At 69.2% G+C, this 20,201-nt stretch carries 16 protein-coding genes and 1 pseudogene; 2 read left to right on the top strand and 15 right to left on the bottom strand.

Translation table 11 applies throughout. The annotated features are described in order from the left end of the window. A pseudogene (locus WG924_RS14015) lies at positions 1-953 on the bottom strand (hypothetical protein); the annotation flags it as partial. A 21-nt stretch (positions 954-974) separates the two neighbouring features. Between WG924_RS14015 and WG924_RS14020 the strand changes: the two are divergent. Next, a complete protein-coding gene (locus tag WG924_RS14020; protein WP_345933672.1) occupies positions 975-1,727 on the top strand; it encodes an RsmD family RNA methyltransferase in 753 nt (250 codons plus the stop codon). Then, positions 1,724-2,626, top strand: coding sequence for a DUF4349 domain-containing protein (locus tag WG924_RS14025; protein WP_345933673.1), 903 nt, complete (start codon positions 1,724-1,726; stop codon positions 2,624-2,626). The genes WG924_RS14020 and WG924_RS14025 overlap by 4 nt, the downstream gene beginning before the upstream one ends. Here WG924_RS14025 and WG924_RS14030 read toward each other — a convergent pair whose 3' ends face one another. The 14 genes from WG924_RS14030 to WG924_RS14095 all read right to left on the bottom strand — a co-directional run bounded on the left by WG924_RS14030 (position 2,627) and on the right by WG924_RS14095 (position 20,109). Further along, on the bottom strand, positions 2,627-2,956 hold the full coding sequence (locus WG924_RS14030) for a HigA family addiction module antitoxin (protein ID WP_345933674.1): 330 nt from the start codon (positions 2,954-2,956) through the stop codon (positions 2,627-2,629). 48 nt (positions 2,957-3,004) lie between these two features. After that, positions 3,005-3,166 (bottom strand): hypothetical protein, encoded by a 162-nt coding sequence (locus WG924_RS14035; RefSeq protein WP_372044851.1) that lies wholly within the window; start codon positions 3,164-3,166, stop codon positions 3,005-3,007. A 305-nt stretch (positions 3,167-3,471) separates the two neighbouring features. Then, complete coding sequence (locus WG924_RS14040; RefSeq protein ID WP_345933676.1) at positions 3,472-4,743, bottom strand: aminotransferase class I/II-fold pyridoxal phosphate-dependent enzyme; 1,272 nt, start codon at positions 4,741-4,743, stop codon at positions 3,472-3,474. Further along, positions 4,740-6,341, bottom strand: coding sequence for a B12-binding domain/radical SAM domain-containing protein (locus WG924_RS14045; protein ID WP_345933677.1), 1,602 nt, complete (start codon positions 6,339-6,341; stop codon positions 4,740-4,742). Before WG924_RS14045 ends, WG924_RS14040 begins: the two co-directional genes overlap by 4 nt. Positions 6,342-6,630: 289 nt before the next feature. Continuing rightward, positions 6,631-7,767, bottom strand: coding sequence for an esterase-like activity of phytase family protein (locus tag WG924_RS14050; RefSeq protein WP_345933678.1), 1,137 nt, complete (start codon positions 7,765-7,767; stop codon positions 6,631-6,633). Positions 7,768-7,795: 28 nt separating this feature from the next. Beyond that, positions 7,796-9,760 carry a DNA mismatch repair endonuclease MutL gene (mutL, locus tag WG924_RS14055; protein WP_345933679.1) on the bottom strand — a complete coding sequence of 655 codons (1,965 nt, stop codon included), beginning with the start codon at positions 9,758-9,760 and terminating at the stop codon, positions 7,796-7,798. Between the two features lie 18 nt (positions 9,761-9,778). Next, positions 9,779-11,062: a phosphoglucose isomerase-related protein gene (locus WG924_RS14060; protein ID WP_345933680.1), complete on the bottom strand. Its 1,284-nt coding sequence runs from the start codon at positions 11,060-11,062 to the stop codon at positions 9,779-9,781. A 61-nt stretch (positions 11,063-11,123) separates the two neighbouring features. Beyond that, positions 11,124-12,542: a M16 family metallopeptidase gene (locus WG924_RS14065; protein ID WP_345933681.1), complete on the bottom strand. Its 1,419-nt coding sequence runs from the start codon at positions 12,540-12,542 to the stop codon at positions 11,124-11,126. 14 nt (positions 12,543-12,556) lie between these two features. Then, positions 12,557-14,191: a M16 family metallopeptidase gene (locus tag WG924_RS14070; RefSeq protein ID WP_345933682.1), complete on the bottom strand. Its 1,635-nt coding sequence runs from the start codon at positions 14,189-14,191 to the stop codon at positions 12,557-12,559. 157 nt (positions 14,192-14,348) lie between these two features. Next, entirely contained in the window at positions 14,349-14,900 is a 552-nt protein-coding gene (locus WG924_RS14075) for a DUF3035 domain-containing protein (protein ID WP_345933683.1), read from the bottom strand. A gap of 92 nt (positions 14,901-14,992) precedes the next feature. Next, the gene (gene lspA / locus WG924_RS14080; protein WP_345933684.1) at positions 14,993-15,535 is read right to left on the bottom strand and encodes a signal peptidase II; all 543 of its coding nucleotides are present in this window, start codon (positions 15,533-15,535) and stop codon (positions 14,993-14,995) included. After that, complete coding sequence (gene ileS / locus WG924_RS14085; protein WP_345933685.1) at positions 15,528-18,350, bottom strand: isoleucine--tRNA ligase; 2,823 nt, start codon at positions 18,348-18,350, stop codon at positions 15,528-15,530. The genes lspA and ileS overlap by 8 nt, the downstream gene beginning before the upstream one ends. A 153-nt stretch (positions 18,351-18,503) precedes the next feature. Beyond that, entirely contained in the window at positions 18,504-19,481 is a 978-nt protein-coding gene (locus WG924_RS14090) for a bifunctional riboflavin kinase/FAD synthetase (protein WP_345933686.1), read from the bottom strand. Positions 19,482-19,659: 178 nt separating this feature from the next. Next, the gene (locus tag WG924_RS14095; protein ID WP_188579845.1) at positions 19,660-20,109 is read right to left on the bottom strand and encodes a MaoC family dehydratase; all 450 of its coding nucleotides are present in this window, start codon (positions 20,107-20,109) and stop codon (positions 19,660-19,662) included. Positions 20,110-20,201: the final 92 nt, after the last annotated feature.

Below are 20,201 nucleotides of genomic sequence, written 5' to 3' on the forward strand. Positions count from 1 at the left end.
GCGGCTTCGGTGGCGAACGGCGCAGCTTCGGTGGCGACCGGCCCCAGGGCGATCGTCCGCAGGGCGGCGGCTTCCGTGGTGGCGACCGTGACAATCGCGGCGGCGATCGCGGCGGCTTCGGCGGCGAGCGCCGCAGCTTCGGTGGCGACCGGCCCCAGGGTGATCGTCCGCAGGGCGGCGGCTTCCGTGGTGGCGACCGTGACAATCGCGGTGGTTTCGGTGGCGAGCGGCGCAGCTTCGGTGGCGACCGGCCCCAGGGCGATCGGCCCCAGGGCGGCGGCTTCCGTGGCGGCGACCGTGACAATCGCGGCGGCGATCGCGGCGGCTTCGGCGGCGAGCGTCGCAGCTTCGGTGGCGACCGGCCTCAGGGCGATCGTCCGCAGGGCGGCGGCTTCCGTGGCGGCGACCGTGACAATCGCGGCGGCTTCGGTGGCGAGCGGCGCAGCTTCGGTGGCGACCGGCCCCAGGGCGATCGTCCGCAGGGCGGCGGCTTCCGTGGCGGCGACCGTGACAATCGCGGCGGCGATCGCGGCGGCTTCGGCGGCGAGCGTCGCAGCTTCGGTGGCGACCGGCCCCAGGGCGATCGGCCGCAGGGCGGCGGCTTCCGTGGCGGCGACCGTGACAATCGCGGCGGCGATCGCGGCGGCTTCGGCGGCGAGCGTCGCAGCTTCGGTGGCGACCGGCCCCAGGGCGATCGTCCGCAGGGCGGCGGCTTCCGTGGTGGCGACCGTGACAACCGGGGCGGCGGCGAGCGCCGCAGCTTCGGCGGCGGCCGGCCTCAGGGCGATCGTCCGCAGGGTGGCGGCTTCCGTGGTGGCGACCGTGACACCCGTGGTGGTGGCGAGCGTCGCAGCTTCGGTGGCAGCCGGCCGGTGAGCGATCGTCCGCAGGGCGGCGCACCGCGCCAGGACCGGCCCTTCGGCGCACCCCGCGGGCGTAAGCCCGAGGGCCATGGCGGCGAGGGCTGATCACCGATGCCGAGGATCGTCGGCGGCCGCCATCGTGGCCGCGCACTCCAGGCGCCTGACGGGCGCGGTCCTGCAAGCCGGGCGGTGATCCGCCCGACATCGGAACGCGCCCGCGAGGCCTTGTTCGATATCCTCGGCCATCGCGATCTGCGGGGCGATGGCGATGCGGTGGTTCGTGACCGCCGCGTCGCCGATCTGTGTTGCGGCATCGGCGCGCTGGGGCTGGAAGCCCTGTCGCGCGGTGCCGCAGCCGCTGTTTTCCTCGACCGCGACCGCCATGCGCTGGACCTTGCCCGAGCCAATGCCGACACGCTTGGGGAAACCCCGCGCTGCCGCTTCGCCTCGGCCGATCTCAGCCGGGCTGAAACGGTGGCCGGGGCGCTGCGCGGCCAGGGTGTGTTCGATCTGGTGATGATCGATCCGCCCTATGACGCACCACAACTGGTGCCGGCAATCCTGGCCGGACTGCTGGCGGCACGGTCGCTGGCGAGCCCGGCGATCATCACGCTTGAGGTGCAGCGGGGCACCCCGGTCGAGCCGGTCGACGGCTACGCCCTGCTTGACCGGCGCCGCTATGGCAAGGCCGATATCCTTATCCTGGGTCATGGCATTCCGATCGATGCCGATACCGGTATCGACGAAGATGCGGGTATCGACGAGGACGCGCGTATCGACGAGGACGCGCGTATCGACGAGGACACTGGCAACGACGAAGATGCGGGCGCCGATACCGACATCGCGGCGGAGCCCCGGTCATGATCCTGCGCCGCGTGCTGTTGGCGGGCCTGCTCGCCATCTCGCTTGCCGCCTGCGACCCCGACGACAATGGCAGCGGCGGAACCAGCGGCCAGGGCGGCATGTCACGCGGCATCGCGGCCGCCCCACCGGCGCCGATGATGTCGAAGATCGCCGGCCCTGCAGGCAATGGCATGCAGGCGCCGGAAGCGCCCGCATCGGGCGAAGCCGCGACGGCCGGCCTGGAAGAGCGGGAACCGGAAGAACGGCTGGCCTATACCCATGACCGGCGCCTGACCGTGACCGACCCGGGCCGCCATATAGAGCGTCTGCGCCAGATCTGCCGCGACATGTCGGGCTGCACCATGCTGTCGGTGCGCATCGACGGCCCCGAGATCGGCGGCGCCTTTGAAGCGCGCCTGCCCAAGCCCGGGGTCGAGGTGATGGACGGCTATCTCGCCGGTATCGCCGAGGGCGAGGCGCTGGAACGCCAGACCGCCGCCGAGGATCTGTCGGATCAGGTGGTGGATGTCAGCCGCAGGCTGGCCCTGCTGCGCCAGCATCGCGACCGGCTCCAGGGCCTGTATGAGCGGCCCGACGCCACGCTTGAAGACCTCATCACCCTCAGCCGTGAAATCGCCGACACCCAGACCCGGCTGGAACTGGCCACAGGCGACTATGGCCGGATCGAGAACCGCATCAGCCGCGACCTTTACCGGGTCCAGGTGATGGCGCCCGCCACCGGCCCCGGCCTGCTCGACCCGTTCAAGGGGCTGGGCCGCGACCTGATCGCCGGGCTGATCGACGCCTTCCGCGACGGGCTGAGCCTGCTGGTCTGGCTGATCGGCATGCTGCCCGCCCTGCTGCCGGTGGCGCTGGTGCTGACATTCCTGGTCCGCTTCATCCGCCGCCGGCGGCGCTGATCACGCCGGCGACTCAGCCACATCCCGCCGGCCTGCATAGGGCAGAACATCAAGTTCGTCTGCATGCAGGCGAGCCCGGGCGATATCATAATTGGTCTGCATCCGCATCAACGTGTCCATCGACACACCGAACGCCTTCTCGATCCGCAACGCCATCTCGGGCGACAGCTGTGCACGCTGGTTTAAAAGCGCCGACAGGGCCGGCCGTGTTACGCCAAGCACACGTGCCGTCTCCGTTACCGACAGCGACAGCGGCTCCAGAATCTCACTCTTCAAAAATCCGCCAGGATGACCCGGCATCTTCATGCGAATGCCCTGCATCACGGTCATTGCCATCTCCTGTCGAACGGCGCGCTCTAAACGAACTATACGTCCGCTTTAATGATAATCTTGATAGTCCAGATCGATGATCTCAATCTGGACATCATCCACCTTGAAGGTCAGCCGCCAATTCCGCGTGACATAGAGCGCCCAGTAGCCCTTGCGATCACCAGTCAACAGACGGGCGTGCCAGAGGAAATTCCGTTCGCTCTGGCTCAAGGAACTTCCTCTAAGGTATTGTGTTAGCGAGCATCTCAACCCGATCAGGTGGTCCCATCTGATCGGGATCTGCTCTAATGCGGTATGCTCTTTAGTTCGTCGACATCGCTCATCGCTTCCAGGAACGATATCATGTTCCTCAGCTTTGGCACGACTGCGGGCGGCAGGCCACCAACATCGTCTTTATCGATCAAACGACGTAATCCGTTGTGGATAACCGTCCTGATTCTCATCCGCCACAATACCCGCAAACTTCGTTCTGCGTAAAGCGACACTTTACGGGTTGGGTGTGGACTGCTCTCGTCCTACCCGCCGGCCCGCGCCGCCTGTTCCACGGCCGCGCACAGATCCTCCGCCAGGTCATCGGCATCCTCAAGGCCGACATAGAGCCGCAGACCCGCGCCGTCCACCGGCGGGCAAGACACCGTGCGCCCCTCGCCCGCGACGAAGGGCGAGAGCAGGCTGACCGCCCCGCCCCAGCCATAGCCGGGACGGAACAGGGCCAGCCCGCGACCGATGGCCGCGGCATCGGCGGGGCTGCCGCCTTCGACCACGATCGAGAACAGGCTGCCGGCGCCGGTAAAGTCGCGCCGCCAGATTGCGTGGCCAGGGTGGGTTTCGATCGCCGGATGCAATAGCCGCAGCCCCGCCGGCGCCATGGCCGACACCGCCGCCATCACCCGTCGGATGCTGCGGTCCTGTGCCGCCAGCCGAACCGCCAGCGTCTGACAGGCGACACTGGCCTTCTGGGTGGCATCGGCCGATACCGCCATGCCCTGAAGGGCGGTTTCCTCAAGGATATCCTCATAGAGCGCGCGGTCGTTGGTCAGCACCGCGCCCAGCGACACCCCGGCGATGCCGGCATGCAGCTTGGCCAGCGAGTACAACACCAGATCGGCGCCGTGATCGATCGGTCGGCAATGCAGGCCGGCGCTCCAGGTATCGTCGACCAGCAGCCGGATGCCGGCTGTATGAACCGCCGCCGCCAGCGGCGCCAGATCCTCGACCTCGAAGGTGAAGGCGCCCGGGCTTTCCACGCAGACCAGCCGGGTCTCGGGCCGGATCAACCCGGCAATGCCGGCGCCGATGCCGGGCGGGAAATAATCCACCCCGATGCCCGCCAGGGCCGCGCGTCGGTCCAGATGCCAGCGCAGCGAATAGGTGACGGCGTCCGAGACCAGCACCCGCTGCCCCGGCTTCACACAGGCCCAGAGGGCGGCGATGAAGGCCGACAGCCCGGCGGGCGTGATCACCGCATGACCGGCGCCGCCGGCCCCCGCCACCATCCGCGCCAGCGCGCCCGATGACGGTGTGCCGACCGCGCCGTAATAGAAGCCGTCGAACGGGTCATGGCCCTGTCGGCTGAGGCTGTCGCGGTCGACCGGCGCCATGGCGTCGATATCGGCGAACAGCACCGTGGTGGCCTCGGTCACCGGTGGCACAGGTGTTTCCACGCAACCCAGCGGGAAGCGGGCGCCCTGGGCGATGCGGGTGCCCTGGCGCCGTCGAGACAGAGGTTCCGACGGCGACATCGGTCGATCGCCGCCGCCATTATCCGTCCGGTCAGCCCCGCTCACGACGCCATCCGTCCGCCGACCGGCACACGGCGCACGGCATCCGCCGCAGCCACCACCTCGGCCACCTCGTTCAGACGCGGGCGCCCGACATGGGGCAGCGGATAGCGCAGCGACGCCTCGCCGAAATTGTGGAACAGGTCCAGATACGGACCGTCAGGGGTTCCCCAGTCGACATAGTCATAGTTGGCGCCACCGTCCTCGCCACAGAGCGGGTGCTGCACCGCCCAGTTCAGGCTGATCGGATCGGGCACGCCATGGCTGCGGCGGAAACGGTCGAGCCGGTCGAGCAGCGCCAGCCGGCTGTCATGACGTTCTCCCAGCCCGAACAGCACCGCGCAGCCGCAATCGATGCCGGCGGCGCCCAGAATGTCGAAGGCCTGATGCATCCGGTCGGTCCAGGACGACCGCTTGCGGCCGACATCCTTGCTCATCCCCCCGATCTCCTCCGGCGACAGCGTTTCCACACCGATGAAGACATAGGATAGGCCGGCACGGGCCAGACGCGCCACCTCGGCGGGCCGCGCCAGGATCTGGTCGATGGTCAACTGGCCGCCGAAGCGGATATCGAGGGGCTGACGTTCCATCAGGGTGCAGAACCGGTCGATCAGCCGGTTGGCGCCGCCCAGCAGCACCGAATCCTCGCAGAACGCGCTGGCGCAGCACCCGGGCCAGTCCTCGGCGATGGTCACGGCGGCATCGCGCAACTGGCGATACAACCGGTCGCCGCTGTTGGCAAGGTCGCGCACCCCGCCGGTGGCCGAGGCGCGTTCAGAACAGAAGCCGCAATCATAGACGCAGCCGCGGCCGATATCGCTGAACACATGGGCGGTCATACGCCCGCCGAACACACCGAACGCCCCGCCCACACCGAACATCCGCGATGGCGCGGGCAGCGCCGCGTAATCCATCGGCACCGCCTGCGACACCAGATAGCCGGGCCGCCCCCGGTCGTTCAGCCCCAGGATCCAGTCGCCCGGGGTGGCGGGCTCGATCTCGCCGAACAGCGCCGCCGGATGCAACCCGCGCGACATGGCCGCATCCACCGCCCGGCCCAGCGCCGCGATCAGATATTCGCCATCCCCCATGGCCACGGCATCGAACACCGGCGGGATACGGCCGGCATGGATCAGGTCCAGCGGCGCCGCCACATGGCGCCGCAGGGTCGACGACCGGCGGGTGCGGGGATCGGCCAGCCACACCGTTTCGCTGGCATGGCGCCCGCCCAGCACGATCGCCACCCGGTCGCCCAGCATGTCGCGGGCAGCGACCGCACAGGCGATGGCCCCCGGCAGGCACAGCGACATGGCGCCGATCAGCAGCAGGTTCGGCTGTTCACGGGCAAGAATGGCGCGAAGCGCCGCCATATCGTCCATGGAATACATCAGCAGCGTGGCGGCGCGGGCGGCCGAACGGCTGGCGCGGGCGTCACCACCCGCCCAGTTCGACAGGCCCCACGGCCCAATGCCGGCGGCTGCCTCGGCGGCAGCAACCCGGCAGGCATTATACAGACTGGCAGCATCGCGGCTGTTGAGCGCGCGCTGATCCTTCACACCCGCCACCCAGTCGGGGGCGGAAACGGCAACGGCCCTGATGGTCATGATCGGTCCCGGTCAATGCTGGCACGCACCGGCCCACCTCAACCGACAGCCCGGCACAGTCCGCCTGTCGATCCGATGATGCGGCACGACAGGCGGTCCGGAATGGCGCCCATCGACACCAAGGGCCGCTATTTGAAGTAGAATATTGCACGGATTGCGAAACCTATTGACCGGAATGTCTGACGCATCCGCGTCATGGTCAATATGTTCACCCATATAAAACGTAAAAGTTGCATTCCGAACCGGCAGGATGCTGTCCACACCATCAACCTTTGATTGCGTCTTCGCATCAATCGAGAGGCGGAAGCGCGATCCAGGCAATGATCGTGGACTGAAACAGACGGTTGAAATTGTCGTCCGACACCAGAACCAGGGTCTTTCGGCCATCAGGAAGCTCCGGCCCGAACGCCATGCCTTCCCAGTTGTCGGCGCGCAGGCCCGCGCCGATCAGATCCCCGATCAGTCGCTTCGACGCGGCGCGATACCGCCTGTTCTTCAGGGTGTCGATGGCCAGCACATCATCCGCGCCAGCGGGATCGGCCAGATACAACCGGATCCGGACACCATAGGCCTTCAGGAAGGCCCGTTCCAAGACCAGATAGCGGCCATCATCCAGCAGCAGCATCGACACCGCGCCATTGGCATTGATGCCGCCGGGCGCGCCGTCCGGCCCCGGATCGGGAAACGGGTCCAGCCGATAGACATGGGCGCCGATCGGCCGGCCGCTGGCCAGATCGAAGCGCATCACCCGCACAGGGATGCCGGTGCGGCCATTCTCGTCGGTCATCTCCTGCATCAGCACGTCCTCGGGCATGGCCACCGCCTGGCGGCCATCCTTCGTGACGTCGATCGCCTCGAACGCCTTGTTCGGCCGCATGCCGCGCCCCGACCAGCCCCGGGGCTTATCGGGGCGGAAATAGGCCGGCAGGTCCAACTGCCGCAACAGCCGGCCGTCGGCATCGCTCAGATACAGGGCCGCCGGCACGCCGTCCCAGATCCGCCCTTCCGACGACCACAGACGCTCGCCGCTGCCCGGCACGATCCGCAATGCCTCGCCATCGATCGTCGCGGGCGGGGTCATGCCATCGGCGGTGCCGGTCACCAGCGGCAGCCAGTCGCGGGCGCCGATGCGGAAGCGCTGTCGCGCCAGATCGAAATCGATGGTCATGGTCAGCAGCCGGGGCGGCCCATACTCGCCACGATCATCGCTGATCAACACATAGCCGCCGTCGCCGTCGCCGGCAATCTCGGACAAGCCGCCCATGGGAATGCCGCGCGGCCCGTCATCCGGTCGCAGCACCCGGTCGTCCAGCAGCACCACGCCGCCGGCATCGGCGACGTCGTACACCGCCGGCACGGCGCAGCCGGTGGTCAGCGGCAGCAGCAGCATCGCCGCCAGCAGCCCGGCCCGCAGCCGTGTCAGCATTGGCGGCATGTTCTGCGATCCACCCCGCTCACCGCCGCCCGAACAACCGCTCGATGGCGCCGCGATCCAGCGACACCCAGGTCGGCCGGCCATGATTGCACTGACCGGAATGGGGCGTGATCTCCATCTCGCGCAGCAGGGCGTTCATTTCAGGCACCGACAGCGTGCGGCCGGCACGGACGCTGCCATGGCAGGCCATGGTGGAACACACCGCCTCCAGCCGGTCGGCCAGAGCCAGGGTGTCGTCATACTCGGCGATCTCATCGGCCAGATCGCGGATCAGGCCGCGGGCATCCACCCGCCCCAGAAGCGCCGGCACGCCCCGCACCAGCACCGCCCCCGGTCCGAAAGCCTCGATATCCAACCCCATGCGGGCCAGTTCCGGCGCCCGCCGGACCAGCGCATCGGCCGCGGCCTCGTCCAGATCCACCACTTCGGGCAGCAGCAGGCCCTGCGAGGGCACGCCGGCCTCCGCCATGTGGCGCTTCATGCGTTCATAAACCAGCCGCTCATGGGCCGCGTGCTGATCCACCACCACCAGCCCATGATCGGTCTCGGCCAGAATATAGGTGTCGTGCAATTGAGCCAGCGCCGCACCCAGCGGATGGGCGCGCAAAGCCGCATCCACCGGGCCGGCGGCGGCCGGTGCTGCCCCGCGCGCGGCCGGCGGTGCCAGCGGGTCCAGGTCCATGCCCGGCGTCGGCGGATCGGCAAGCCCCTGATCATCGGCTGACGGCGGTGCCCAGAAGGCCGTGGCCCTGCCGGCTGCGGCAGTGCTCAACCGTGGCGGCAGAATGCCGGCGGCGGCCTGTCGGGCGGCGGCCCATAGCGACGCCTGATCGCCGCCGCCTGTGGGCAGATCTGTGGACATCCCTGTGGATGACCCTGTTGGCAAATCTGTGGACGATCCTGTGGATGACCCGAAGGGCAGATTGGCGCGGTTGGCGGCACCAAGGCCGCCGATGCCGCCCAAGGCTGTCGCCGCCCGGTGGCCGGCCTCGGCCAGCGCGTGGCGCAGCGCCCCGATGATCAGCCCGCGTACCAGTTGCGGCTCGCGGAACCGCACCTCGGCCTTGGCCGGGTGCACGTTCACATCCACCAGCGCCGACGGCACGGTCAGAAACAGCGCCACCATCGGATGCCGGTCGCGGGCCAGCAGATCCTGATAGGCGGCGCGGACCACCCCCTGCATCAACCGGTCGCGCACCGGCCGGCCGTTCACGAACAGATACTGGTGCTGCGCCGTGCCACGGTTCAGGGTCGGCAGCCCGGCATGGCCGTCCAGGCGGATCAGGTCGCGCTCGGCCTCGATCTCCAGGGCATTCTCGGCGAAGTCGCGGCCCATGATCCGGGCCAGTCGCGCCAGGCGCGCCGCGGCGCCAAGCCCCGCCTCAGGGCGGAAGGCGAAGATCCGCCGCTCGCCATCGGTCAGGCTGAAGCCGATCTCCGGATAGGCCATCGCCAGCCGGCGCAGCGCATCGGCCACCGCCTGGGTCTCGGCCCGCTCCGATTTCAGGAATTTCAGCCGCGCCGGGGTGGCATAGAACAGGTCGCGCACCTCGACCCGTGTGCCCACGGGCCCCGCCGCCGGCCGGGTCTGGCCTTTCAGCCCGCCCTCGACGGCGATCTCGACCGCCGCATCGGCGCCCTTGCGCCGGCTGGTGATCTTCATCCGGCTGACCGCGCCGATCGATGGCAAGGCCTCGCCCCGGAAGCCCAGCGTGTCGATCTCGACCAGGGTGTCGTCGGCCAGCTTCGATGTGGCATGGCGATCGACGGCAAGCTCCAGATCCTCGCCATCCATGCCGATGCCGTCATCGCCGACCGCGATCAGGCTGCGGCCGCCACCGCCCAACGCCACCTCGATATGGGTGGCGCCGGCATCGATGGCGTTCTCGACCAGTTCCTTCACCGCAGCCGCCGGCCGTTCCACCACCTCGCCGGCGGCGATGCGGTTGACCAGCGTCTCGGGCAGGCGGCGGATCTGTGACATGACCGGCTGGCCGCCGCCTCAGCCCAGGGCCGCGAGATATTCGCGGGTCAGGATCTTGCCCTTCTCCACTGCCGGCTGGTCGAACGGATCGACCGCCAGCAGGTCGGCCAGCAGGATGGTCTCCAGCATCGCGTTCATCATCAGCGCACCGATGGTGCGGGCATCCACCGCATCCAGCCGCATGCAGATCGTCGGGCGGCCTTCGGCGATCAGCGACGATGCGGTCGCCCGCGCCTCGGCCGCGATCAGGTCGCCCAGGCTGCGGCCCGACAGATAGTCGACGCCGTAACGGGCCGCGGCCTCGGGGCGGATCCGCCAGGCCGGGCTTTGTTCCGCCGGCGGCTCGATCACCGTCACCAGCTTGTCGCGGGGGCCATCCAGATACAGCTGAAGCTGGCTGTGCTGGTCGGTGGCGCCACGGGCGAAGACCGGCGCCAGCCCGATGCCCTGCTTGCCCAGGCTTTCGCCCACCAACTGCCGCCACCATTCACCGAACCGCGCCAGCCGGTCGACATAACCGAACTGGACGGCCTGCGACACGCCGTGATGGCGCATCAGCCCAGCCGCGACCGCGGCACCCATCGCCGCCGGGATACCGGCCGGATCGCCACCGGCAAAGGCCTGCTCCAGCACCGCCGCCGCCCCTTCGCGCACGGCCGCCGCATCCACGCCGCCCAACATTGCCGGCATCAACCCCACCAGCGACAGCACCGAGAACCGGCCGCCGACATCCGGGTCGTGGTCGAAGGTCTCGACGCCGTAATCATTGGCGATCTGGCGCAGCGGCGAATTGCCGGGTTCGGCGATCACCACCAGCCGCGCCGCGGTGTCGTCGCGACCGATCGCGGCTTCCATCCGGTCCAGGATCAGCAGTAGCTGGGCCACGGTTTCCACCGTCCCGCCCGATTTCGAGACCGCCAGCAACCGGGTGCCGGTCCAGTCGAGCCCGTCGATCAGCCGCCGGAAGCTCACCGGGTCGACATTGTCGGGGGTGTGGATGCGCGGCCCCCGATCGGCCGGATCCCGCAATTCCAGCAGCGCCTGAGCACCAAGGCTGGACCCGCCGATGCCCAGCACCAGAACGTCGCTTGCCTCCTGTCGCCAGCGCGCCACCACCGGCGCCAGCGCCGCCAGATCATCGCGGGCGGCGGGCAGGTTCAGCAGCGGCAGGGTGCCGTCCGCCTGCCAGCCATGCAGACGGTCCAGCGCCTGACGGGTCTGGTCGAGAAGCGCGCTCCGGTCCGATGACGGGTCGGCCGGGCATCCGGCGAAGTCGATGGTGAACGGCAGTGTGTTGGGCATGATGCGGGTGTCTTGTCCTTGGGACATCATTGACGGCGGAAAATCGGCCAGGCGCGAACGGTCAATGCGACGTGGACGATGCCCCGGATGACGGCGGGGCATCGGATGGCGGCGAGGCCATGGCGGCATGTCCGGCCTCGGCCGGGGCCGGCTGCCCCACCATCACCACCGCCAGACGATCGGTATCGAGCAGACGTGCGGCCACCCGCTTCACATCGTCGGCGGTCACCGCCTCGATCAGCGCGCTGCGATTGTCGAGATAGGCCGGCGGCAGGTTGTGGATCTGCATGGTCACCAGCAGCCCGGCCACGGCCCCGCTGCCATCCAGGCTGAGCGGGAAGGAACCGGTGAGAAATTTCTTGGCGCCGGCAAGCTCGGCCTCGGTCGGGCCTTCGGCGACGAAGCGGCTGATCTGCTCGCGGATCACCTGCACCGTTTCCCGCGCGCGGTCGTTGCGGGTGGCGGCATAGCCATAGATCAGCCCGGCACGGTCCAGCGGGAACAGCGTGGTGCCGACGCTGTAGGCCAGGCCCCGCGCCTCGCGGACCTCCTTGAACAGCCGCGCCGTGAAGGTGCCGCCGCCCAGAATATGGTTCATCACGAAGGCCGGAAACCAGCCGGGGTCGTTGCGGCGAATACCCGGCAGCGCAAAAGTGATCACGGTCTGCGGGATCGGCCGGTCGACCACGGTCTCGCCGAAGAAGGCGGGCTCCACCGGCCGGGTCATCACGTCACCCTCGCCCGCCGGCAGGGCGGCGAAGGCCCGATCGACCACCTGACCCGCAGCCTCGGGCGTGATGTCACCCACGACACCCACCGTCAGCCGCGCGCGGGTGAACTGTGCGCCGGCATAGGCCATCAGATCGTCGCGCTGGATGGCGCTCATGGTTTCGGGCGTGCCCTCGTCCGGGCGGCCATAGGGATCGGCCGGGAACAAGCCCTCCAGCAGGCTGCGTGAGGCGATGACCTGCGGGTTTTCGGCATCCCGCGCCAGCCCGACCAGCAATTGCTGGCGATCGCGTTCCATCGCCTCGGCATCGAAACGCGGCCGGGTCAGGGCCAGCCCGACCAGATCGGCCGCATCCGGCGCCACCGTCGCCAGACTGCGGAAACTGCCCGAAAACCGGTCGCGGCTGACATTGGTGGAAAATTCGACAGCCCGTGCCGCCAATGCGTCCTGAAAGGCCGGGCCGTCCATATCGCCAGCACCTTCGACCAGCAGGCCCGATGCCAGCGTCGCCACACCGGCCTTGTCCGCGGGCTCCAGTGCCGTGCCGCCCTTGAAGGCGAAATCGACCGTGACCACCGGCAGCTCCTGCACCTGCACCAGCCAGAAGGGAATGCCCTCAGGGCTCTTCAGGGTGCGGATCTCCAGCGCGCGCGCCGGCACCGATCCGATCACCGCCACCAGAGCCACCAGGACGATGGCAGGGATGATACGGGCAAACTGCGATGCCCGCCCGTGACGAAACGCTGACATATGGGGCAGGCCGATCAATGGACGGTTCCTTCGCTGGACGGCGCGGCACTGGCCGCAGAGGCCACCGCCGGCGCCGGATCGTCGACCCCCAGACCTTCGGGCAGCAGGATGCCGGTGGCGGTGCCGGCGGGCGGCGCCATCACCGCGCGCGCGGCCTCAAGCCCCTGTTCGCCGGTGATGGCGGCGATCCGCTCCGGCCAGGTTTCCAGCCGGTCCAGCGTCTCGCCGGTGGCCAGAGCGCCCCCAACCAGATTGGCGGTCGACGACACGCTGTCGCGGGCATAGACCGCGTCGGCCAGCATCCGGGTGCGGGCGCGTTCCAGCACATCGGCGGGCACGCCATCCTTCAGCAGATCGGCCACCGCCGCCTCGACGGCCGCTTCCAGCGCCGCCACCGACACGCCCGGTGCCGGGGCCGCATAGATCATCACCTGGCCTTCGTCGCGGGCGCCGGAATAGAACGCGCCGGCCTGAACCGCCACGCCCTCGGCCACCACCAGCCGGCGATAGAGCGGCGAATTCGATCCGCCCCCCATCGCGAACAGGAACAGGTCCAGCGCTTCCTCGCGGTCGCGGCCGAAGCTCTCGGCCCCGGGCACCAGCCACGACCGGCGCCAGGTCGGCGAGGCCACCCCGGCCTCGGCCAGCACCAGCCGCCGGTCGCCGATCAGCGGTGCCGGCGCCGGGCGAAGACGGTGGGCCTCGATCGCCGCGGCATCATTGGCAACACCGACCCCCGCGCCGGCACCGGGTGCCGCATCGTCGGGGGCGGGGCCGTCATTCGCCACCCGGCCATAGGTCGCCTCGGCCAGCTTGAACACGTCCGCGGCCTGAACATCGCCCGCCACCACCACGATGGCAGCCGATGGCCGGTAATGGGCCTTATAGAAGGCCAGCGCGTCGTCACGGTTAAGCGTCGGCAGTTCCGCGCTCCAGCCGATCACCGGCCGGCCATAGGGATGGCCGCCATAGAGCATGGCGCGATAAGCTTCCGAAAACCGCGCCTGCGGGTCGTTGTCGGTGCGGCTGCGGCGTTCTTCGATCACCACCTGAAGCTCGGTCCGGGTGTCTTCCGGCGTCAGCTTCAACCCGGTCATCCGGTCGGCTTCCAGACGCATCACCAGATCCAGCCGGTCGGCGGCGATGTTCTGGTAATAGGCGGTGAAGTCATACGAGGTGAAGGCATTGTCACGACCGCCATTCTCGGCGATGAGCCGCGAGAACTCGTCGCCGGCCACCTGATCGGTGCCCTTGAACATCAGATGTTCCAGGAAATGGGCGATGCCCGACCGGCGCGGCGGTTCGTCGGCGCTGCCCACCCGATACCACACCATATGCGACACAACCGGCATGCGATGGTCTTCAACCACCACAACCTGAAGGCCGTTGTCGAGCGTGCGCGTCCGGGCACCCAGAAGCGGGGTGGCGGCCTTGGCGGCGGCGGCGGCCGTCGCGGCCGCCACCGATGGCGGCGGCACGGCCGCGGGTGACGCGGCGGCTGGCTGAGCGGCAGATGGCTGAGCGGCAGCCAGCGGCGCGGCCAGCCCGGTCGCCATCAGCATCATCAGGCCCACAGACGCGGCGAACAGCGGCGCGGTCCGCCGCCCGCGGCGGCGGGGACGCTCGGCGGGGGGTAGTGACGCAGGCAAGCGTCGTCTCCTCGTTGATCGGCCGGCCGGGTGGCATGCGGCCGCATCAAAGGATGGGCCGGTGCGGCGGCCGGCGCAACCCCCCGCCGCCGGGTGCCCGGTTATGTCATACCCGCCGGATGACCGGCGGCGGCAGCACCACCGGCCAATGCCGGGCTCAGAAAATGCCTTCCAGCAGACCACGACGCTTGCGCTCGATGATCGGGCTCTCGCCATCGGTCGCCGCGCGACCCACCGCCTGATTGCTCTGCAGGCGGCGCTGCTCGGCGCCGGCATCGATCACCGTGCCCGGCTGCGGCTGCTCCTGCCAGAACAGCAGGCTGTCGACAAAACTGTCGCTGGCCTCAACCAACTGGGTGTTTTCCTGGGCGATCGTCGATCGGATGCCGGGATCGGCGCGGTCGGCGCCGGTTGCGGCCAGCACCGCCTGCTCGATCTCGCTGCCGCCGGTGGGGGCCGTGCCGGGCACGGCATTGCCGGTCAGGGCCGCGCGCGCGGTCTGGGCCGGCGTCTGTTCCTGCGGGCGGGCCATGCCGGGCTCCGGCGGGCGCAGGTCGTAATTGGGCGGCAGCACAAGCGGTGCGCGGGGCACGACGGCGAATTCGTCGGGCGCCCGCTTGTTCAGCCCCAGGGTCTCGCGCGCCGTATCGCAGGCGGCGAGGCCGACGCTCAGGATCGCGATCACCGACAGCGCGGTCAGGCGGCTCATGCGGTCTGCTCCCTCATCCCGTCGGCCGGCACCGGAATGGCGCGGCCCGAACGGCTACCAATGACATGTCGACATCACCCGGGCGGGCGGTGTCAGGACCGGGCCTGCTCTGACGGATCGCGGCCGAACAGGCCGTCGATCAGCAGCAGGACGACGCCGAGCGTGATGCCGGCATCGGCGATATTGAAGGCCGGGTAGTGCCAGCCGGCATAGTGAAGATCGAGGAAATCGACCACCGCGCCGATCCGGACCCGGTCGAGCGCATTGCCGATCGCACCACCCGCCACCAGGCCCAGCCCCAGCGCGGTCCAGGCCCGTTCGCCCCGCCAGCCCCAGCGGATCAGCACCAGGGCAACCACCGCCGCCAGGACCGTCAGCCCCCAGCGCGCCAGTTCACCATGCTGTGCCAACATACCGAAACTGACGCCGCGATTGAACACCAGGATCAGGTTGAAAAAGAAGGTCACCACCACGCCGTCGCCCGGCATGTCGAAGGCCGCCAGCACCACCTGCTTGGTGATCTGATCGATCACCAGCACGCCGACAAACCCGATCAGCAGCATGCGGCGGCCGCGGGCCCGCATCGCCTGATGGTCCAGACCGCCCACCGGTGACGCCAGCCGGTGGTCAGCCATGAGACACCGCATCCGCGCAGCGCCCGCACAGGGCGGGATGGTCGGCATTCACGCCCACATCCGGCAGCACCTGCCAGCAGCGGGCGCATTTCTCGCCCGCCGCGCGCCCCACCACCACGGCGACGCCGGGCACATCCTCCATCCGGAAGGCATCGGCCGGGGCCTCGCCCGCGCCGGTGGCAAGCGTCGCCGCCGAGGTGATCGACAGCTCGGCCACGTCCAGCCCGTCGAAGGCGTGGGCATGTTCGGGCGCCAGCCACACGGTGGGATGCGCCTCAAGGCTGGCGCGGATCCGCTTCTCGCGGCGCTCGACCTCGATCGCCCCGGTGATCACCCGGCGGATCTGGCGCACCCGGCGCCAGCGGTCGGCCAGGGTGTCGTCGCGCCAGCCATCGACCGTGTCGGGGAATACCCGGCGGTGCACGCTTTCGCCCTCGGGCGCCGTGCCCTCGGGGAAGCGGGCGAGCCAGGCTTCCTCGGCGGTGAACACCAGGATCGGCGCCGCCCACACCGTCAGCCGGTCGAACAGCAGATCCATGACCGTGCGGGTCGCGCGCCGGCGGATGCTGTCGGGGGCATCGCAATACAGCACGTCCTTGCGGACGTCGAAATAGAACGCCGACAGGTCGACCGCGCAGAAATTGTGCAGCAGGGTCGCCATGCTGTGGAAGTCATAGGCCGCGATCGCCTTGCGGATCTGCACGTCCAGTTCCCACAGCCGGTGCAGCACGAAGCGCTCCAGCTCGGGCATCTGGTCGAGGTCGAGCCGTTCGTCATCCGAGAAGCCGTCGAGCGCGCCCAGCAGATAGCGGAAGGTGTTGCGCAGCCGGCGATAGGCATCGGCCTGCGACGACAGGATGTCCTTGGAAATCCGCACATCCTGCGAATAATCCGCCGACACCACCCACAGCCGCAGGATATCGGCGCCGTATTGCTCGATCACCTGCTGCGGCGCGATGACGTTGCCGACCGATTTCGACATCTTGCGGCCTTCGCCGTCGAGCACGAAACCGTGGGTGAGCACCGCTTCATACGGCGCCGTGCCGCGGGTGCCGCAGGCTTCGAGCAGCGACGACTGGAACCAGCCGCGATGCTGGTCCGAGCCTTCCAGATACAGCGAGGCCGGCCATTTCAGATCGTTGCGGCCTTCCAGGGTGAAGGCATGCGACGAGCCGCTGTCGAACCAGACGTCCAGGATGTCGGTGACCTGCTCGTAATCGGCCGGATTGCGGCCGGCTCCCAGGAATTCGGCCGGGTCGCGGGTGTACCAGGCCTCGGCCCCCTCTTCCGCCACCGCGACCGCGATCCGGTCCAGAACCTCGGGGTCGCGCAGTGGCTCGCCGGTCGCCTTGTCGACGAAGACCGTGATCGGCACGCCCCAGGCGCGCTGACGCGACACCAGCCAGTCGGGCCGGCTTTCCACCATCGAGCGGATGCGGTTGCGGCCGGTCTCGGGCACCCAGCGCACCCGGTCGATCGCCGCCAGCGCCTTCTCGCGCAGCTTCGACTGCTCCATCGAGATGAACCACTGGCGGGTGGCACGGAAAATGACCGGCGCCTTCGACCGCCAGGAATGCGGATAGCTGTGGCGCAGCCTGCCCCGGGCCAGCAGCGCGCCGGCATCGGCCAGCGCCTGACACATCCGGTCGTCGACCTTGAACACATGGTCGCCCGCGAAGATCGGCACGGTCTCGGTATAGACGCCGTCCTCGCCCACCGTGTCCGGCACCTCAAGCCCGAAGGTCCGGCCCAGAATGAAGTCTTCCTCGCCATGGCCGGGGGCGGTGTGAACCAGACCGGTGCCCTGTTCGGTCGTCACATGGTCGCCGGGCAGCAGCGGCACGTCGAAATCATAGCCCTGGCCACGGAACGGATGGGCGCAGACCGTGCCCTCGAACGCCGTGCCCTTGAAGGTCGCCACCACCTCATGAGCGGTGATACCGGCATCGGCCAGCACGGCCGGGGCCAGCGCCTCGGCCAGCACCAGCACCTCGCCCACCCGCGCCTGCGCCCCGTCGGCGACCGCCACCGGCCGGATCGCCACATAGTCCAGATCGGGGCCATAGGCCACGGCGCGGTTGCCGGGAATGGTCCAGGGGGTGGTGGTCCAGATCAGCACCGACGCCCCCGAAAGCGCCGGATGGCTGGCGGTCACGATGGGGAAACGCACCGTGATCGTGGTCGAGGTCTTGTCGTGATACTCGATCTCGGCCTCAGCCAGCGCGGTCTTTTCCACCGGCGACCACATCACCGCCTGCGGCCCGCGATAAAGCTGGCCGGTCAGCAGGAACTTGCCGAGTTCGCGCACGATCTGCGCCTCGGCATCGAAGGTCATGGTGAGATAGGGCCGCTCCCAATCGCCCAGCACGCCCAGGCGTTTGAACTCGGCGCGCTGCACATCGATCCAGTGGCTGGCGAACTCGCGGCACTCGCGGCGGAATTCCACCAGCGGCACCTCGTCCTTGTTCAGCCCCTTCTCGCGATAGCGCTTCTCGATCTCCCATTCGATCGGCAGGCCGTGGCAGTCCCAGCCCGGCACATAGGGCGCGTCATGGCCCTGCATCTGCTGGCAGCGGCTGATCACGTCCTTCAGAATCTTGTTCAGCGCATGGCCGATATGAAGATGGCCATTGGCATAGGGCGGGCCGTCATGAAGCACGAAACGCTCGCGCCCCTCGCCGTCCTCGCGCAGCCGGGCATACAGATCCTGGCCGGACCAGCGGTCGAGCAGGCCCGGCTCGTTGGCCGGCAGGTTGCCGCGCATCGGGAAACGGGTCTGGGGCAGAAAAACCGAGGCTTTGTAGTCCACGCTCATCGAGGTCCGGCCCTTCCGGGCTTGAAGGTCAGAGGGAAACGCGACAGGAAAACGCGATGGGTCGGCTGCCCGGTCACTGAAGCCGGGCGGCGCGCATCATGCCACGGGCGGCGGCGCAGGCATAGCACGACCGGCGCATGGCCGCCCGCACCATCAGCCATAGCGCCGGTCGGCGGCATCGGCGAGCAGGCCGCGGGCGCGCTCGCTGTCGGCGCCGATCTGGGCCTTCAGCGCCTCGATCCCGTCGAAACGGCGTTCGGCGCGGATCCGCTCGATGAAGGCGATTTCGATCTGCCGGCCATACAGGTCGCCGGCGAAATCGAACAGATGCGCCTCCAGCAGCAGGTCGCGTTTGTCGAAGGTGGGCCTGCGGCCGAAATTGGCGACACCGTCATAGCGCCCGCCCGGCAGGGCCACGCCGCCGGCGCCCCGCCCCGCCGCCACATGGGCGCGGATCGCGTAAACCCCGGTCGCCGGCTCGACATAACGGCCGATGGCGATGTTGGCGGTGGGAAAGCCGATGGTGCGGCCGCGCCGGTCGCCGCCGCGCACCCGGCCGGTCACCGACCAGGGCCGGCCCAGCAACTGGCCGGCGCGGATCATGTCGCCATCGGCGATCGCCTTGCGGATCGCGGTCGACGAGAACACGGTGTCGCCCATCGATCGCGGCTCCACCACCGACAGGCCGAAGCCGTGGCGCTGGGCCGCCTGTTCCAGCAGCTTGGCATCGCCGCCCCGGCCGCGACCGAACACGAAATCATGGCCGATCGCCAGATGCGCCACGCGCAGGCCGCGCAGCAGCACCCGATCGATGAAATCCTCGGCCGGCATCGCCGCCAGCGCCTTGCTGAAGCGCAGCATGAACACGGCGGGAATGGCCTCCGCCGCCAGCACCCGCAGCTTGTCGGACGGGGTCTGCAGGCGACCGGGGGCGCGATCGGGCTGCAGCACCTGGCGGGGATGCGGCTCGAAGGTCAGCACCGCCGGGCGCGTGCCCAGCCGGCGCGCCGCCGATGCGGCGGCCCCGATCACTGCGCGATGGCCGCGATGGACGCCATCGAAATTCCCCAGGGCCACAGACAGCCCCCGTGCCTCTGCCGGCAGGCCGTCGAAACGTCGATAGAGCCGCATGCACCGTCCATTGTCTGGCCCCCGAAGCCGCAGCGGTCGCCCCTCGGGTCGCGTGGGGGCGTCCGCCGCGTCCGGCGGGCGCGGTGGGGTCTCGGGCGGAATGCCGGTTACGCCGCCCCGCTGTGCCACCCCGCCGCCTGCTGCACGGCAAGGCCGGCAGCACAATGAAGCCGGCAGGTCAGCCGGCGGCGGCAAGCGCCGCCGGGCGGGCCGGCACCATCACCTTGGTGATACCGTCGACAACCAGGGTGTCGCCAACCCGGCATTCCGTGGCCAGCACCGCACGCCGGCGTGCGGTGTCGACCTCTTGCACCCGCACCAGGGCGGTCACCGTGTCACCGATCCGCACCGGGGCGCGATACCGGAAACTCTGGTCGACCAGGATGGCGCCGGGCCCGGGCAGTCTGGTTCCCAGCACCGCGGAAATCAAGCTCGTGGTGAAGGCGCCATGGGCGATGCGGCCCTTGAACGGCGTGGTCTTCGCGAAGGCCTCGTCCAGATGGACGGGATTGTGGTCGCCCGACAGATCGGCGAAGGCGCGCACGTCCTGATCGGTGATGGTGTGGGTGATCGTGGCATCCATGCCCACGGTCATGTCTTCGATGCAGAGGCCGCTGATCGCGGTCATGGGGCCTGACCTTTCCATTCCGTCGCCCGCGCCTGGTCCGTCACGGCCGGCGCCGATTTTTATGTGCGGTGCACTATAGACAGAACCGCAGG

It is taken from the genome of Tistrella arctica (assembly GCF_039630945.1).
GTDB classification, from domain to species: Bacteria; Pseudomonadota; Alphaproteobacteria; order Tistrellales; family Tistrellaceae; genus Tistrella; species Tistrella bauzanensis.

What these genes read in the sequence shown, in the direction of transcription:
- WG924_RS14075 (WP_345933683.1), bottom strand. Translation starts at nt 14,900, where the DNA reads ATGAGCCGCCTGACCGCGCTGTCGGTGATCGCGATCCTGAGCGTCGGC.
- WG924_RS14050 (WP_345933678.1), bottom strand. Translation starts at nt 7,767, where the DNA reads ATGCTGACACGGCTGCGGGCCGGGCTGCTGGCGGCGATGCTGCTGCTG.
- ileS (WP_345933685.1), bottom strand. Translation starts at nt 18,350, where the DNA reads ATGAGCGTGGACTACAAAGCCTCGGTTTTTCTGCCCCAGACCCGTTTC.
- WG924_RS14065 (WP_345933681.1), bottom strand. Translation starts at nt 12,542, where the DNA reads ATGTCAGCGTTTCGTCACGGGCGGGCATCGCAGTTTGCCCGTATCATC.
- WG924_RS14045 (WP_345933677.1), bottom strand. Translation starts at nt 6,341, where the DNA reads ATGACCATCAGGGCCGTTGCCGTTTCCGCCCCCGACTGGGTGGCGGGT.
- WG924_RS14025 (WP_345933673.1), top strand. Translation starts at nt 1,724, where the DNA reads ATGATCCTGCGCCGCGTGCTGTTGGCGGGCCTGCTCGCCATCTCGCTT.
- WG924_RS14030 (WP_345933674.1), bottom strand. Translation starts at nt 2,956, where the DNA reads ATGACCGTGATGCAGGGCATTCGCATGAAGATGCCGGGTCATCCTGGC.
- lspA (WP_345933684.1), bottom strand. Translation starts at nt 15,535, where the DNA reads ATGGCTGACCACCGGCTGGCGTCACCGGTGGGCGGTCTGGACCATCAG.
- WG924_RS14095 (WP_188579845.1), bottom strand. Translation starts at nt 20,109, where the DNA reads ATGACCGCGATCAGCGGCCTCTGCATCGAAGACATGACCGTGGGCATG.
- WG924_RS14090 (WP_345933686.1), bottom strand. Translation starts at nt 19,481, where the DNA reads ATGCGGCTCTATCGACGTTTCGACGGCCTGCCGGCAGAGGCACGGGGG.
- mutL (WP_345933679.1), bottom strand. Translation starts at nt 9,760, where the DNA reads ATGTCACAGATCCGCCGCCTGCCCGAGACGCTGGTCAACCGCATCGCC.
- WG924_RS14020 (WP_345933672.1), top strand. Translation starts at nt 975, where the DNA reads ATGCCGAGGATCGTCGGCGGCCGCCATCGTGGCCGCGCACTCCAGGCG.
- WG924_RS14060 (WP_345933680.1), bottom strand. Translation starts at nt 11,062, where the DNA reads ATGCCCAACACACTGCCGTTCACCATCGACTTCGCCGGATGCCCGGCC.